Here is a 14,474-nt window from a genome sequence, read left to right as displayed (position 1 = left end):
ATGCGATGCGCATTGCTGGCCCCTCTATTGCTGCTGCCCGGGCTGGCGGCTGCCATGCCTTCGCTCGACCTGGCCAATGCCGCGCAACTGGCACGGGCCGGCGCCTGCGCTGCCAGCGGCATCGATCCGGCCGCGGCCGCGCTCTATCAGGCGGTCGCCAGCGACTCAGGCATGGATGGCAGCCTGAAAAAATATGCGCTGATGCATGACCAGTCCGGCCGGCCCGTGCCCGCCGACGCACCGGCATGGGATGCCGCTGCCCTGCTGGAAAGGCGCGATCCGGCGATGCGCGCGCTCTATACCGGCCAGCGTGACGGTAACCGCTTGCGCACCATTCCCCTTGACTGGACCATGCTGGACCCGGCCGGCCAGTCGCTGCTGTCGACCGGCGCCGACGACGGGGGCGCCAGCCGGGTAGCCTACCTGCGCGGCGAACGCGCACTGGAAGCCGGTTCCCGGCAAGGCCCATACCGGCGCCGCGCGAGCCTCCTGGGCGCGGCGGTGGTCGGCGCGCCGCTGTTCGTGGATGCGCCGCCGCCGGCAAGCGCCGATGCGCGCTATCCGTCATTCCTGGCAGCGTACGCAAGCCGGCCGGCCGCGGTCTATCTGCAGGCCAACGACGGCATGCTGCACGGCTTCGACGCGGCCACCGGCAATGAACTGTTTGCCTACCTGCCGCTGGCGCTGCGGCCGCAATGGCCGCGCTTGCCCACGTCGGCCTTCGCCGCCAGTCCCTATGCCGAAGGCGGCCTGGCCGCCGGCAATGCCCTGGTGCGGGGCGCCTGGAAAACCGTGCTGGCCGGCGGCCTCGGCGGCGGTGCGCAGGGCGTGTTCGCGCTCGATGTCAGCAATCCGGCGCGCTTTGCCGGCGGCGACGGCGTGCTGCTGGAGTTCACCGACAGCGACGATCCCGATATCGGCAATGTCTTTCAGCCGCCGGCACTGGCGCGCTTTCGTACCGGCCCCGGGCAATACGGCGACTTCATCGTGGCCGCGTCCGGCTACAACAGCCAGCGCGCCGACGGCGAGGGGCGGTCGAACCCGGCCGGGCCGGGCGCGCTGTTCCTGCTCTCGCTCGACAAGGACCCAGCCGCGCCATGGCAGCAGAACCGCAACTACTTCAAGTTTCTGCTGCCCGCCGGCAGCGCCGCGCTGCCCAATGGCCTGGCGCCTCCGGCGCTGATTCCGGACGTCGATGGCAGCGTGCGGCTGGCCTATGCCGGCGATCTGCAGGGCCGGCTGTGGCGGCTCGACTTCAGCGCCGGCCAGCCGCCCTGGCCGCAGGCCGCCGGTTCCGGCCAGCCGCTGTTCGTCGCCACCGATGCGAGCGGCCGGCGTCAGCCCATCACCAGCGCGCCGCGTGCGCTATATCGCGGCGATGGCGGCCTGCTGCTGCTGTTCGGCACCGGCCGGTTGCTGGAAGCCGACGATGCGCAGGACAAGTCGGTGCAGTCGCTTTATGCCGTCGCGGACACACAGGCCGCGACCACGCCTACCCTGACGCGTGCCGACCTGGCCGTGCGCAAGCTGGTCACGGACAAGGCAGGGGCCTACCGGCTTGACGGCGGCGCCAGCGCAGCCGCAGGCTGGCTGCTCGATTTCCCGGTTCCCGGCGAGCGCCTGCTTGTCAGCCCGCTGATCGAGGATGGCGTGGCGACCATCGTCACCATGCTGCCCGGCGCTTCCGCATGCGGGTCCAGCGCCAGCCTGTATCTGCTGAATGCGCAAAACGGCCTGTCGCCGTCCGGCACCGCAGCGCCCTGGCTGTCCGTGCCGATGCAGGCGGCACGGACGCTGAACGTCATCGCCGAGCGTCGACCGGCCCAGCCGGGGCAGGCGGAAGGCGGCGGTGCGGGCACCGGCACGGTGGAAACGCGGCATACCGTCATTGGCGGCAGTGCCGGCGGCCAGCCGGCGGCGTCCATCGTGCGCAGGTCACGCGCCGGCCGCCTGGGCTGGCGCGAGGTCGCTGACTGGGAGGCCATGCGTAATGCGGCATCGCAGAGATAGGGCGGGCGCTCATGCCCTCCCGGGCCATACGCTGCCGGAAGTGCTGGTGACGCTGGCGATTTGCGCGGCGCTGGCGGCCGTCGGCGCTGCGAGCTGGCAGAGCCTGGCGCACAGCCAGCGCCGGGCCGAGGCGAGGGCGGCATTGCTGATGCTGATGCAGCAGCAGGAACGCCATTTTTCGCGCCACGGCCGCTACCATGCCTTCGATGCCGCGGCGCCCGGCCCCTTCAAATTTCACTCCGGCGCCAGCCCGGCCGACAGCGCCTACACCCTCAGCGCCACTGCCTGCGAAGGCGAAAGCCTGGAGCGCTGCGTGAGCGTCGCCGCCCGTCCGGGCGGCCCCGGCGCGCGGGCCAGCCATGCCGATCCCGACTGCGGCGTGTTGCGGCTCGATAGCCGTGGCCGGCGGTGGGCCGATGGCAGGCTTGCCGCCTGCTGGCCATGAACCGGCGCGCCGGCCATACGCTGCTGGAGATGCTTGCCGTTCTGGCGCTCGCGGCGCTGTTGCTGGGGATGGCGGCGCCATCGCTGCAGGCGCTGCTGCAGCGGCAAAGGCTCACGACCACCGTCAATGATTTCTTCGCCGCCGTGACCCTGACCCGCTCCGAAGCCCTGCGCCGCGGCGCGCCGGTGGTGCTGCTGGCGACAGGCGCCGGCTGGGACAGCGGCTGGATGGTGCTGGTCGACCGCAATGGCAACCTGCGGCCCGATGCGGGCGAGGACATCGTCGCCAGCCATGGCCCGCCGCCGGCCGGCATTGCCATCGCCAGCAACTTCAACGACGACCGCGTGCCTTATCTCGTGTATGGCGCCAATGGACGCAGCCGCACCAGCGCCGGCGGCACACAGGCCGGCTCATGGGACTTCAGCGCCGGCGACCTCCGGCGCAGGATCATCGTCAACCTGCTCGGCCGCCCGCGCGCCTGCAATCCGGAACGCGACAAGTCGAATTGCTAGAATAGCCGCCTCTTCCCTGCAAAACACACCGTCGTGCATCTCACTTCCGACCTGCAAGCCATGCAGCTGGCCCTGGACTGGGCCGAAAAAGGCATGTTCATCACTTCCCCGAACCCGCGCGTGGGCTGCGTCATCGTGCGCGACGGCATGCTGCTGGGCGCCGGCCATACCCAGGCCGCCGGCGGTCCCCATGCCGAAGTCCAGGCGCTGCGCGACGCCGCCGCCAGAGGCCACGATGTGCGCGGCGCCACCGCCTACGTCACGCTGGAGCCGTGCAGCCACCACGGCCGCACGCCGCCCTGCGCCGACGCGCTGGTGGCGGCCGGCCTGGCGAGGGTGGTGGCGGCGATGCAGGACCCCAATCCGCTGGTGGCCGGGCAGGGGATGGCCGTGCTGCGCGCCGCCGGCATCGCCACCGAAAGCGGGCTGCTCGCGCAGCAGGCGCGGGAACTGAACATCGGTTTTCTTTCGCGGATGGAGCGCGGCACTCCCTGGGTGCGGATGAAGGCGGCGGCCAGCCTGGACGGCCGTACCGCGCTGCATAACGGCGTGAGCCAGTGGATCACCTCGCAAGCGGCGCGCGACGACGGCCACTGGTGGCGGGCGCGTGCCTGCGCCGTGCTGACTGGCATTGGCACCGTGCTGGAGGACGATCCGCAGATGACGGTGCGCGCCGTCGACACGCCGCGCCAGCCGCAGCGCATCGTGATCGACAGTCGCCTGCAGATCAGTCCAAACGCCCGCATCCTGGAAGGCGGCGGCGCCTGGATCGTGGCTGCGCAGCCGGATGCCGAAAAACAGGCCCGCTTGCGCGAGCGCGGCGCCGAGGTGCTGCTGCTGCCGAATGCACGCGGCAAGGTGGATTTGCCGCAGCTGTTGCAGGAACTCGGGCGGCGCCAGATCAACGAGCTGCATGTCGAGGCGGGCTTCAAGCTCAACGGCTCGCTGCTGCGTGAAGGCTGCGTCGACGAGCTGCTGCTGTACCTGGCGCCGACGCTGCTGGGCGATGCGCAGGGCATGTTCGACCTGCCGGCGCTGCAGGAACTGGGCGGCCAGCCGCGGCTGGCCTTCCATGAAGTCAAGCAACTCGGCCCGGATTTGCGTATCCTTGCCCGTTTTCCCTGAACTGAATCTGCTTATGTTTACCGGAATCGTCGCTGCCGTCGGCAGCATACAGACCCTGACGCCCCTGGGCAGCGCCGCCGATGCCGGCGTGCGCCTGACGATAGATGCCGGCGGCCTGCCGCTGGCCGACGTCGCCATCGGCGATTCGATCGCCATCAACGGCGCCTGCATGACCGTGGTCGCCAAGACCGACAGCCAGTTCGACGTCGATGTCTCGCGCGAGAGCCTGAACCGCACCGCCGGACTGGACCGGCCGGGTGAAGTCAACCTGGAAAAGGCATTGACCCTGGCCGACCGCCTGGGCGGCCACCTGGTGTCGGGCCATGTCGACGGCCTGGGCACGGTGCGCCGTTTCGAGCCGGTGGGCGAGTCCTGGGAGCTGGTGGTGGAAGCGCCGCGCGAACTGGGCAAGTACCTGGCCTACAAGGGTTCCATCGTGGTCAACGGCGTGTCGCTGACCGTGAACCGGGTGGAAGATACCGCCGGCGGCTGCGAGTTCTCGATCAACTTGATCCCGCACACGATACAGGTCACCACCCTGAAGCACCTGCAGGCCGGCAGCAAGGTGAACCTGGAAATCGACCTGATTGCGCGTTATGTCGAGCGCATGCTGAGCGCCAAGGGCGTGTCCTGACCCGCATTGGAGCGCGGCGCCCGGTCGCCACGCTCCTGGCGCGGCCTCGTCGCGCGGGCGCTTCCTGTGCGTTTTGCAATGCGCTTCTATAATCCGGGGACATTGCAATCCAAGGCCGTCGATCCGCATCGACCGGCACCAGACCGACAGGACACACTATGGCTGACACCCTTCCCGGCGCTTCCGCCCCGGCACACTGGAACCTCGACACGGTGGTCGCGCAACTGCGCGATTCGCGCGAGGTCACGCACAAGATCCGGTACCAGGGCAATATCCGTGAACTGCCTTCCAAGGCGGCGCTGGTGGGCATACTGCAGGGCCTGTGCGCGGCGCTGTTTCCGACGCATTACGGCCGCGCCGGGCTGACCGACGAAAGCATCGACTACTTCGTCGGCGATACCCTCAACACCACGCTGTCGCTGCTGTCGGAGCAGGTGCGCCGCGGACTGGTGTTCGGCACCGACGCCGGCAAGCTCACCGGCGCGCAGCTGACCGAGCGGGCGCAGCAGATCACCCGTGAATTCGCCAGCCAGTTGCCGGCGATCCGGGCGCTGCTGGTCAGCGATCTGCAGGCCGCTTACCAGGGCGATCCGGCGGCCACCAGCATCTCCGAGATCCTGCTGTGCTATCCCGGCACCGTGGCCGTGATCTACTACCGGCTGGCGCACGCGCTGTACCGGCTCGACGCCAAGCTGGTGGCGCGGCTGATTTCCGACATCGCCCATTCCGACACCGGCATCGACATCCATCCGGCGGCGCAGATCGGCGGCAGCTTCTTCATCGACCACGGCACCGGCGTGGTCATTGGAGAAACCGCGATCATCGGCCAGCATGTGCGCCTGTACCAGGCCGTCACCCTGGGCGCGCGCCGTTTCCCGGCCGACGCCACCGGCGCGCTGATCAAGGGCAATGCCCGTCATCCCATCGTCGAGGACGACGTGGTGATCTATGCCGGCGCCACCATCCTTGGCCGCATCACCATCGGCCGCGGCTCGACCATAGGCGGCAATGTCTGGCTGACCCATGACGTGGCGCCGGGCAGCAATGTGTCCCAGGCCGACGCCCGCAGCAATTGCCCGGAATGATCGGGCGGCAATAAGCGCCGGGCCGCATGGCAAATCCATTAAAATAGCGGTCTGTCCCTGGAACTGTCTTATGTCTCTTTCAACTACGCAAGAAATCGTTGCCGAGCTGCGCGCCGGCCGCATGGTCATCCTGGTCGACGAGGAAGACCGCGAAAACGAGGGCGACCTGGTGCTCGCCGCCGAGTTCGTCACTCCCGAAGCCATCAACTTCATGGCCAAATACGGCCGCGGCCTGATCTGCCTGACGCTGACCGAGGAGCGCTGCGACCAGCTCAACCTGGCGATGATGACTTCCCGTAACGGCACGTCCTACGGCACCAATTTCACCGTATCGATCGAGGCCGCCGAAGGCGTGACCACGGGCATTTCCGCGGCCGACCGCGCCACCACCATCAAGACCGCGGTGGCGCGCAACGCCAGGCCGTCCGACATCGTGCAGCCCGGCCATATCTTTCCGCTGAAGGCCGTCAAGGGCGGCGTGCTGATGCGCGCCGGCCATACCGAAGCCGGTTGCGACTTCGCCGAACTGGCGGGCCTGACGCCGGCCGCGGTGATCTGCGAGATCATGAAGGACGACGGCAGCATGGCGCGCCTGCCCGACCTGATCGAATTCGGCCGCGAACACAACCTGAAGATCGGCACGATTGCCGACCTGATCCATTACCGCAGCCAGCACGAGAGCATCGTCGAACGGGTGGCCGAGCGCACCATGCAGACCGCGCACGGCACCTTCCGCGCCATCGCCTATCGCGACAAGCCCAGCCGCGGCGCGCACCTGGCGCTGGTGCAGGGCGAGCTGTCGCCGGAACTGGAAAGCCTGGTGCGGGTACACCAGCCGGTGTCGATCCTGGACCTGCTGGAAAACCAAGTGACCACCCACTCCTGGACCATGGCCTCGGCGCTGGAAGCCATCAAGGCGGCCGAGCGCGGCGTGGTGGTGCTGCTCAACTGCGAGGAATCGGCCGACCAGATGTTTGCCCAGTTCGAAGCGCTGGCCGCGCCGCAGCAGGAGCGTGCCCCGTCGCGCAGCGCGCGCATGGACCTGCGCACCTATGGCATCGGCGCCCAGATCCTGAAAGACCTGGGCGTGGGCAAGATGACGCTGCTGGCAAGCCCGCGCAAGATGCCGTCCATGACAGGCTTCGACCTGGAAGTGATGGGCTTTCGGGCCTGCCCGGAAAATTAAACAGACTACTCGGGAGGCGGCGCGCCTGCAGGCTGCCGTCTCCGCTGATCAACGAATGACGCTTAGGCGCACGAAGGAAGAAAATGACAGTTGGCATCTATGAAAGCAACCTGGACGGCCAGGGTCTGCGTATCGGTATCGTCCAGGCCCGTTTCAACGAGGATGTCTGCCATGGCCTGCTCTCCGCCTGCCTGGCCGAACTGAAGCGCCTCGGCGTGGCCGACGAGGACGTGCTGCATGTCACCGTTCCCGGCGCGCTGGAAATCCCGCTGGCGCTGCAGAAAATGGCGGAAACCCACCAGTTCGACGCGCTGGTCGCGCTCGGCGCGGTGATCCGCGGCGAGACCTATCACTTCGAACTGGTGTCCAACGAGTCCGGCGCCGGCATCACCCGCGTCGGCCTCGACTACGGCATCCCGATCGCCAATGCGGTGCTCACCACCGAAAACGATGAGCAGGCGGAAGTGCGCATGGCAGAGAAGGGCGCCGATGCCGGCCGCGTCGCGGTCGAGATGGCCAATCTGGCGATGGCGCTGGAAGAGCTGGCCGAAGTCAGCGAAGAAGAGTGATCCGAAAGGACGCTTCCCCTTACCTAGTTAATCCGAACGTATGTCCGCCTCGCGCGGACCAAGGCCGTCATGAACCAGAAATCCCAGCATGCCAATCCCAGCAAGAACCGCACCCCGCGCCACCGCGCGCGCGAGTTCGCGCTCCAGGGCCTCTACCAGTGGCTGCTCAACAATGAAGACTCGGGCGTGATCGACGCCCATATCCGCCAGGCGCATGGCTTCGACAAGGCCGATGCCGCGCATTTCGACACGGTGCTGCACGGCGCCATCCGCGACGTCGCCAAGCTGCGCGCCCAGATCGCGCCGCTGATCGACAGGCCGCTGGACCAGCTCTCGCCGATCGAGCATGCGGCGCTGCTGATCGGCGCCTATGAGCTGGAACACCACCTGGAGATTCCCTACAAGGTGGTGATCAACGAGGCGGTCGAGCTGACCAAGTCCTTCGGCGGCATCGACGGCCACAAGTACGTCAACGGCGTGCTCGACAAGCTGGCCGCCAGGGTGCGCACGGTGGAAACCGGCGCCGCCCGCGGCGCCTGAGCCTGAACAGCGCCCGGCAAGCAGGCTGCAAGCATCACACTTCCGGCCGGAGCCTGCTCCGGCCGCATCACTTTCCCGTTCCCACCCCGACCGTCAAGGATTGCTGTTCATGGATCTGAACCATCTCGCCTCCCGCCTCGACCATATCGCACCGTTTCATGTCATGGAGCTGGCCAAGATGGCGACCCGGCTGGAGCGGGAAGGGCGCAGCATCATCCACATGGGCATCGGCGAGCCGGACTTCACCGCGCCGCCGCCGGTGGTGGCGGCCGCCACCCGCGCGATGGCCGACGGCCAGCTGCAATACACCGCCGCGACCGGGCTGCCGGCGCTGCGCGATGCGATTTCCGACCATTACCGCCAGGTGTATGGCTTAGACATCGCGCCCGGCCGCATCATCATCACCGCCGGCGCCTCGGCGGCGCTGCTCCTGGCCTGCGCGGCGCTGGTGGAGCCGGGCAGCGAAGTGCTGATGCCCGACCCGTCCTATCCCTGCAACCGGCATTTCGTTGCCGCCTTCGAAGGCCGGGCGCGCATGGTGCCCAGCGGCCCGGAACACCGCTTCCAGCTGTCTGAGGCGATGGTGCGGGAACACTGGAACGACGCCACCCGCGGCGTGCTGCTGGCTTCGCCGTCGAATCCCACCGGCACCTCGATCGCGCATGACGAATTGGGCCGCATCGCCGGCATGGTGCGGGAGAAGGGCGGCTTCACTATCGTCGACGAGATCTACCAGGGGCTGACCTACGATGAGGCGCCGTTCTCGGCGCTGTCGCTGGGCGAGGACATCATCGTCATCAACAGCTTTTCCAAGTACTTCAACATGACGGGCTGGCGCCTGGGCTGGCTGGTGGTGCCGGAAAACATGGTCCGGGCCATCGAGAAACTGGCGCAAAACCTGTTCATCTGCGCTTCCAGCATCGCCCAGCATGCCGGCGTGGCCTGCTTCACGCCGGAAGCGATAGCCATTTATGAAGAGCGCAAGGCCGAGTTCCGGCGCCGGCGCGACTATATCGTGCCGGCCCTGCGGGAACTGGGATTCAACGTGCCGGTGACGCCGGATGGCGCGTTCTACGTGTATGCCGATTGCAGCGCGCTGTCCGACGATGCCGACCGCCTGACGCTGCAGATGCTCAACGAGGCGGGCGTGGTGATGGTGCCTGGCCTGGACTTTGGGCCGTACACCGCTCACCAGTACATCCGGGTTTCCTATGCGACGTCGATGGAAAACCTGCAGGAAGCGGTCAGCCGGCTGCGCGTGTTTTTCAAGGCATGAAAAAAGCCGCCGGGCTGCCGGCGGCTTTCAGGTTGGAAGGCGATCAGGCTGGGAGACCGCCAAGCTGTCAGAGCGCGGCGACGATGCCGTCCCGGTCCTGCGTGTTCTCGCGCAGCGAAGGCGTTTCGGCCTGGGTCAGCACATCCACCTTTTCTTCGGCGGCAGGCTGCGGCGTCGGCTTGGGTGGCGTCTTGGCCGCCACCGTGGCAGCGTTCGACGAGGTCCAGGGGACCGACTTGCCGCTGGCCACGTCCTTGAGCCGCTTGTACTCGGCCAGCACCTTGTAGCCATAGCCGGCGTCGTTTTCGAATGCGGCTGCGCCGACGTACATCTTCAGTCCCGACTCCACCGAGCCGCCACGGCTGACGTATTCCTTCAGGATGGTGGCGCCAACCTTGATGTTGGCCACCGGGTTCAGCGCCGCCTTGACGCCGCCGAGCGGCTGAAACTTGTCATGGTGGACTTTGGACATCACCTGCATCAGCCCCTGCGCGCCCACCGGGCTCTCTGCGAAGGGATTGAAGCCGGACTCGATGGCCATGACCGCCAGCACCAGCAGCGGGTCGATCTTGACTTCCCTGGCGGTGCGATAGGTTGCGCCGACCAGCATGTTGGCCGCATCGCCGGCGACGCGGTAACGCTTGGCCAGCCAGTTGGTGACGAACTTCTGTTCTTTCGAAGCAACTTCCTTGCCTTCGGTCGCCGGAATGCTGGCGGCATGCTCGACGGCATTGGCCTGCTCGGGAGCGGCTGCGGCGGCCACCGGGGTGGCCGGCAGCGTGGCCTGAACCAGTTGAGCGGGCGCCTGGGAAGGCGCAGCTGCCGGCTGGATGGCCGGCATGGCTGATACGGGCGCTACAGGTGCTGCCGCCAGCACAACCGGGCCGGGCGCCGGGGAGGCCGCTGCCTGCTGCGTGCCGGACGCGGCAAACGGCGACATCGCCTTGATATGGTCGGTCAGTTCGGGCTTGACGAACATCACGCCGATTGCGCCGATTGCGCTGACGCCCGCCACCAGAACGGTACGGTGCGCCACAACGCGAACACGCTGCATTGTGCCGGGGGCAGTCAGCAATTCCCGCAATCGGGTCCGGGCGTTCGCCCCGGGCGCTTTCTCCTCTGGCTGCGCTGGCCCTATTGAACTCGTCAACATTTGTACTCCTCTATCAGCGCGGCAAAGCACATCCCTGCGGGTGACGCACACAGGTAAATCGTTTGCTTGGCTTGCCGCGTATCAGAACGATCGCCTGCCGTCGCTGGGAGCGCACGGGCAAGCGGCGGAGTCATCTTTCACAGACCGCGGCCAGGCCGTGGCGGGTCGGTGTCCGATAACGTTGTCGGGGGATAAGGCTGACGCCTTGCGAAAACACTCCTTAAAATGTCGTTGGGGCCCCGAACCCCGTAAGCTGAGTGCAACCGAATTAGTGTTGCTTTGTTAACAATTTCGATCGCGTTGGCCGCATTGTATAAACCCGAATATATCGAGTCAATAATATAAATACTTATTTCTATAACTTATAGATATATAGCTTGGCCGTGCGTTTCCGTAAACATGAATAAAATCAGTGACTTAAAATCATGTTATTCATGCAAAAACCCACCTTTGAAAAATATCAATAAACATGAAATATGCTGATTTGCGCGACTTTATTGCCCAATTGCATGCAATTGGCGAACTTCGCCATGTAACGACCCCGGTTTCTCCACACCTGGAGATGACGGAAATCTGCGATCGGGTGCTGCGCGCGGGTGGCCCGGCTTTACTTTTTGACCATCCCACCGGCCATGACGTTCCGGTTCTCGGAAATTTGTTCGGCACGCCGCGCCGGGTGGCGCTGGGCATGGGCGCGGACGATGTCGGCGAACTGCGCAAGATCGGCCATGTGCTGGCCACGCTGAAGGAGCCCGAGCCGCCCAAGGGCTTGCGCGACATGATGGGCATGGGCTCGCTGGTCAAGGCGGTCTGGGACATGGCGCCGAAGGAAGTGCGCGGCGCCCGCTGCCAGGAAGTGGTGTGGGAAGGCAATGACGTGGACCTCGGCCGCCTGCCGATCCAGCATTGCTGGCCGGGCGATGTGGCGCCGCTGATCACCTGGGGCCTGGTGATCACGAAAGGGCCGAACAAGAAACGGCAGAACCTCGGCATCTACCGCCAGCAGGTGCTGGTCCGCAACAAGGTCATCATGCGCTGGCTGGCCCATCGTGGCGGCGCGCTGGATTTTCGCGAGCACGGCATCGTCAACCGCGGCAAGCCCTACCCGGTGGCGGTGGCGCTGGGCGCCGATCCCGCCACCATCCTGGGCGCGGTGACGCCGGTGCCGGACAGCTTGTCCGAATACCAGTTCGCCGGCCTGCTGCGTGGCAGCCGGACCGAACTGACCAAGGCCATCGGCAGCGAACTGCGGGTGCCGGCGTCGGCGGAGATCGTGCTGGAAGGACATATCTATCCCGACGAAAGCCATCCGAGCGGCTACGAGCATGCGCTGGAAGGGCCGTATGGCGACCATACCGGCTATTACAACGAGCAGGACATGTTCCCGGTGTTCACCATCGACCGCATCACGATGCGGCGCAACCCTATTTATCACTCGACCTATACCGGCAAGCCGCCGGACGAGCCGGCGATCCTGGGCGTGGCGCTGAACGAGGTGTTCATCCCGCTGCTGCAGAAGCAGTTTTCCGAAATCACCGACTTCTACCTGCCGCCGGAAGGCTGCAGCTACCGGATGGCGGTGGTGCAGATGAAGAAGGCCTATGCCGGGCATGCGAAGCGGGTGATGTTCGGCGTCTGGAGCTTCCTGCGCCAGTTCATGTATACCAAGTTCATCGTGGTGGTCGACGAGGACGTCAACATCCGCGACTGGAAGGAAGTGATCTGGGCCATCACCACCCGGGTCGACCCGACCCGCGACACCACGCTGGTGGACAACACCCCGATCGATTATCTCGACTTCGCCTCGCCGGTCAGCGGCCTGGGCAGCAAGATGGGCATCGACGCAACCAATAAATGGCCGGGCGAAACCAGCCGCGAATGGGGTGTGCCGATCGAGATGAGCGAGGACGTCAAGCGCCGGGTCGATGCCCTGTGGCAGCAACTGGGGATCTGATCGGCAGGAACAGGAAGAATCAGTTCGCCAAGCGGCTGGCGCGTGTGCCCGAGTACCAAGAATCCGGCACACGGCGCCGGCTTTGCTGCTAGAATGCCGGCTGGCGGGCCCCTGCGCATTGTGGCATGGCCAACCTGGTCAGGTCGGGAACGAAGCAGCCACAGCCGTTCACCATAAGTGCCGCAGACAAGGCTCGCCTCCTTCCTTTATCGTCTTCCCCCCGTTTCATTCCTGGTTTTCCGTTCTGCCGTCCTGCAAGCCGTAGAGATTGTCGCGGATGCGCGTCATCGCCTGCGAGCATTGGTCCAGTTGCTGGGTTGTCAGGCCGGCCATCATGCTGCTGCGCAGGTCCTCGGAAAGCGATTCAAGCAGCCGCACCTGTTCCGCCGCCTTGGGCGTGAGCACTGAATACTTGCGTCGCCGGTCGTCGGTGGCGACGATGCGCGCGATCCAGCCTTTTTCCTCCAGCTTGTCCAGCAGCCGCACCAGCGTCGGGCCTTCTATGCCCAGGTTGCGCGCCAGCTCCGCCTGCATCAGCCCGCCAGGATTGCGCTGCAGCTGCACCAGCACCTGCCGCATCGACAGGTTCAGGCCCAGCGGCCGCAGCGCGCGGTTCATTTCGTAACGCCAGGCGCGCGATACTTCGCCGATCAGCCGCGCCAGCAGCTTCGGATACATTTCGGCATCAGGCAGGTTTTCCAAGTCTTTTCGCATTGCCAACCACACTTTCAAACAACGACAGGCCGTATGCTATGCTATTCAATAGCATTGCTACCATATTTCTTTTACGATACGTTTTTCGTGTCGGCCCGCCTGGCTGCCCCCATTATTCTTCCGTTCATCATGCGTCCTGTCCGTTCCCTGCTGTTGACCGCCGCCGTACTGCTGGCCGCCGGCGCCGGCTACCACTATTACCAGAGCCGCCCGGCGCCAGCCGTCGCCAAGGCGGCGCCGGCGCTAAGCATACGCAGCACGACGGCGCAGCAGAAGCCGGTGGCGATCACCGTGCGCGCCAATGGCTACGTGAGTGCGCTCAAGATGGTGGATGTGCGGCCGCAGACCCAGAACATCGTGCGCGAGGTGCATGTGCAGGAAGGGCAGGACGTGCGCGCCGGGCAACTGCTGTTTACGCTGGACCAGCGCAGCGACACCTCCAACGTCGAACGCGCCCGCGCCCAGGTGGCGCGCGACCGGGCCGATCTGGTGGAGGCGGAAAGCGCCCTGCGCCGCAACCAGGAACTGGCAGCGAAGAATTTCGTGTCGCAGGCGGTGGTCGAAACCGCCCGCAGCAAGGTCGATGCGCTGCGCGGCACGCTGCAGGCCGACGAAGCCGCCATCCGCAGCAATGCGATCGCGCTCGGCAACAACCGCATCGTCGCCAGCATGGACGGCCGCATCGGCGCCATCAGCGTCCATCCCGGCAGCCTGGCCCAGCCCGCCGGTGCGCCGATGCTGACCATCGCCCAGCTCGACCCGATCACCGTCACCTTCGCGCTGCCGGAGCGGGAATTGTCCAACCTGCTGGCCAGCTACCCGAACGGCGAAGCGCCGGTCACGGCGGAACTGGCCGGCGAGCGGCGGGTGGAAGGCAAGCTGGTTTTCATTGACAGCGCGTCCGACCCGCAAAGCGGCACCATCAAGATGAAGGCGCTGTTTTCCAACCAGCAGCGCATGATGTGGCCGGGCACCTTCGTCAATGTCAGCATGGTGTCGCGCACGCTGCCGCAGGCGGTGGTGGTGCCGGCGCAGGCCATCGTCACCGGGCCGACCGAAAAATTCGTCTACCTGGTCAAGCCCGACAACACGGTAGCGGTGCAGAAGGTCACGGTCCTGCATATCGACGGCGGACAGGCCGCGGTCGGCGGCCTGCAGCCGGGCGCGCGCGTCGTGGTCGAGGGCGCGCAGAACCTGCGGCCCGGCGCGCGCGTGAAGGAAGCGCAGAGCGGGCAGGGCCAGACGCCGCGCACCGCCGCCGACGCATGACC

At 66.3% G+C, this 14,474-nt stretch carries 14 protein-coding genes and 1 other RNA gene; 13 read left to right on the top strand and 2 right to left on the bottom strand.

Going from position 1 to position 14,474, the window contains the following annotated elements; translation table 11 throughout:
• From ABC383_RS11085 to ABC383_RS11040, 10 genes are all read left to right on the top strand, one after another.
• Entirely contained in the window at positions 1 to 2,010 is a 2,010-nt protein-coding gene (locus ABC383_RS11085; RefSeq protein WP_413013939.1) for a pilus assembly protein, read from the top strand.
• Positions 1,991 to 2,455: a type IV pilin protein gene (locus ABC383_RS11080; protein ID WP_413013937.1), complete on the top strand. Its 465-nt coding sequence runs from the start codon at positions 1,991 to 1,993 to the stop codon at positions 2,453 to 2,455. The genes ABC383_RS11085 and ABC383_RS11080 overlap by 20 nt, the downstream gene beginning before the upstream one ends.
• Positions 2,452 to 2,967: a GspH/FimT family protein gene (locus ABC383_RS11075; protein ID WP_413013935.1), complete on the top strand. Its 516-nt coding sequence runs from the start codon at positions 2,452 to 2,454 to the stop codon at positions 2,965 to 2,967. The genes ABC383_RS11080 and ABC383_RS11075 overlap by 4 nt, the downstream gene beginning before the upstream one ends.
• A 33-nt stretch (positions 2,968 to 3,000) precedes the next feature.
• Positions 3,001 to 4,092, top strand: coding sequence for a bifunctional diaminohydroxyphosphoribosylaminopyrimidine deaminase/5-amino-6-(5-phosphoribosylamino)uracil reductase RibD (gene ribD, locus ABC383_RS11070; protein ID WP_413013933.1), 1,092 nt, complete (start codon positions 3,001 to 3,003; stop codon positions 4,090 to 4,092).
• A 13-nt stretch (positions 4,093 to 4,105) separates the two neighbouring features.
• Positions 4,106 to 4,726 (top strand): riboflavin synthase, encoded by a 621-nt coding sequence (locus ABC383_RS11065; protein ID WP_413013931.1) that lies wholly within the window; start codon positions 4,106 to 4,108, stop codon positions 4,724 to 4,726.
• A 158-nt stretch (positions 4,727 to 4,884) separates the two neighbouring features.
• A complete protein-coding gene (gene epsC / locus ABC383_RS11060) occupies positions 4,885 to 5,811 on the top strand; it encodes a serine O-acetyltransferase EpsC (RefSeq protein ID WP_413013930.1) in 927 nt (308 codons plus the stop codon).
• Between the two features lie 70 nt (positions 5,812 to 5,881).
• Positions 5,882 to 6,997, top strand: a complete 1,116-nt coding sequence (ribBA, locus tag ABC383_RS11055) for a bifunctional 3,4-dihydroxy-2-butanone-4-phosphate synthase/GTP cyclohydrolase II (protein ID WP_413013928.1) — start codon at positions 5,882 to 5,884, stop codon at positions 6,995 to 6,997.
• A gap of 83 nt (positions 6,998 to 7,080) precedes the next feature.
• Positions 7,081 to 7,566, top strand: coding sequence for a 6,7-dimethyl-8-ribityllumazine synthase (ribH, locus tag ABC383_RS11050; protein ID WP_217345727.1), 486 nt, complete (start codon positions 7,081 to 7,083; stop codon positions 7,564 to 7,566).
• 69 nt (positions 7,567 to 7,635) lie between these two features.
• On the top strand, positions 7,636 to 8,106 hold the full coding sequence (gene nusB / locus ABC383_RS11045; RefSeq protein ID WP_413013926.1) for a transcription antitermination factor NusB: 471 nt from the start codon (positions 7,636 to 7,638) through the stop codon (positions 8,104 to 8,106).
• 109 nt (positions 8,107 to 8,215) lie between these two features.
• Positions 8,216 to 9,382 carry a pyridoxal phosphate-dependent aminotransferase gene (locus ABC383_RS11040; protein ID WP_413013925.1) on the top strand — a complete coding sequence of 389 codons (1,167 nt, stop codon included), beginning with the start codon at positions 8,216 to 8,218 and terminating at the stop codon, positions 9,380 to 9,382.
• Positions 9,383 to 9,449: 67 nt separating this feature from the next.
• Here ABC383_RS11040 and ABC383_RS11035 read toward each other — a convergent pair whose 3' ends face one another.
• Entirely contained in the window at positions 9,450 to 10,418 is a 969-nt protein-coding gene (locus ABC383_RS11035; RefSeq protein ID WP_413013924.1) for a transglycosylase SLT domain-containing protein, read from the bottom strand.
• A 586-nt stretch (positions 10,419 to 11,004) separates the two neighbouring features.
• Here ABC383_RS11035 and ubiD point away from each other — a divergent pair.
• Complete coding sequence (gene ubiD, locus ABC383_RS11030) at positions 11,005 to 12,489, top strand: 4-hydroxy-3-polyprenylbenzoate decarboxylase (RefSeq protein ID WP_413013922.1); 1,485 nt, start codon at positions 11,005 to 11,007, stop codon at positions 12,487 to 12,489.
• Between the two features lie 102 nt (positions 12,490 to 12,591).
• An RNA gene (ffs, locus tag ABC383_RS11025) (signal recognition particle sRNA small type) lies at positions 12,592 to 12,690 on the top strand.
• A gap of 24 nt (positions 12,691 to 12,714) precedes the next feature.
• Here the strand turns inward: ffs and ABC383_RS11020 are convergent.
• Positions 12,715 to 13,191, bottom strand: a complete 477-nt coding sequence (locus ABC383_RS11020; protein ID WP_413013920.1) for a MarR family winged helix-turn-helix transcriptional regulator — start codon at positions 13,189 to 13,191, stop codon at positions 12,715 to 12,717.
• A 141-nt stretch (positions 13,192 to 13,332) separates the two neighbouring features.
• On the opposite strand from ABC383_RS11020, the gene ABC383_RS11015 reads away from it, so the two are divergent.
• The gene (locus tag ABC383_RS11015; RefSeq protein WP_413013918.1) at positions 13,333 to 14,472 is read left to right on the top strand and encodes an efflux RND transporter periplasmic adaptor subunit; all 1,140 of its coding nucleotides are present in this window, start codon (positions 13,333 to 13,335) and stop codon (positions 14,470 to 14,472) included.
• The last annotated feature ends 2 nt before the right edge of the window (positions 14,473 to 14,474 follow it).

The sequence above is a fragment of the Noviherbaspirillum phoenicis genome, from assembly GCF_047237965.1.
GTDB lineage: Bacteria > Pseudomonadota > Gammaproteobacteria > Burkholderiales > Burkholderiaceae_D > Noviherbaspirillum_A.
Note: the sequence above shows the minus strand (reverse complement) of the source record. Positions and strands in the feature narration are given on the sequence as shown.

What these genes read in the sequence shown, in the direction of transcription:
- ABC383_RS11085 (WP_413013939.1), top strand. Translation starts at nt 1, where the DNA reads ATGCGATGCGCATTGCTGGCCCCTCTATTGCTGCTGCCCGGGCTGGCG.
- ABC383_RS11080 (WP_413013937.1), top strand. Translation starts at nt 1,991, where the DNA reads ATGCGGCATCGCAGAGATAGGGCGGGCGCTCATGCCCTCCCGGGCCAT.
- ABC383_RS11075 (WP_413013935.1), top strand. Translation starts at nt 2,452, where the DNA reads ATGAACCGGCGCGCCGGCCATACGCTGCTGGAGATGCTTGCCGTTCTG.
- ABC383_RS11065 (WP_413013931.1), top strand. Translation starts at nt 4,106, where the DNA reads ATGTTTACCGGAATCGTCGCTGCCGTCGGCAGCATACAGACCCTGACG.
- epsC (WP_413013930.1), top strand. Translation starts at nt 4,885, where the DNA reads ATGGCTGACACCCTTCCCGGCGCTTCCGCCCCGGCACACTGGAACCTC.
- ribBA (WP_413013928.1), top strand. Translation starts at nt 5,882, where the DNA reads ATGTCTCTTTCAACTACGCAAGAAATCGTTGCCGAGCTGCGCGCCGGC.
- ribH (WP_217345727.1), top strand. Translation starts at nt 7,081, where the DNA reads ATGACAGTTGGCATCTATGAAAGCAACCTGGACGGCCAGGGTCTGCGT.
- nusB (WP_413013926.1), top strand. Translation starts at nt 7,636, where the DNA reads ATGAACCAGAAATCCCAGCATGCCAATCCCAGCAAGAACCGCACCCCG.
- ABC383_RS11040 (WP_413013925.1), top strand. Translation starts at nt 8,216, where the DNA reads ATGGATCTGAACCATCTCGCCTCCCGCCTCGACCATATCGCACCGTTT.
- ubiD (WP_413013922.1), top strand. Translation starts at nt 11,005, where the DNA reads ATGAAATATGCTGATTTGCGCGACTTTATTGCCCAATTGCATGCAATT.
- ABC383_RS11015 (WP_413013918.1), top strand. Translation starts at nt 13,333, where the DNA reads ATGCGTCCTGTCCGTTCCCTGCTGTTGACCGCCGCCGTACTGCTGGCC.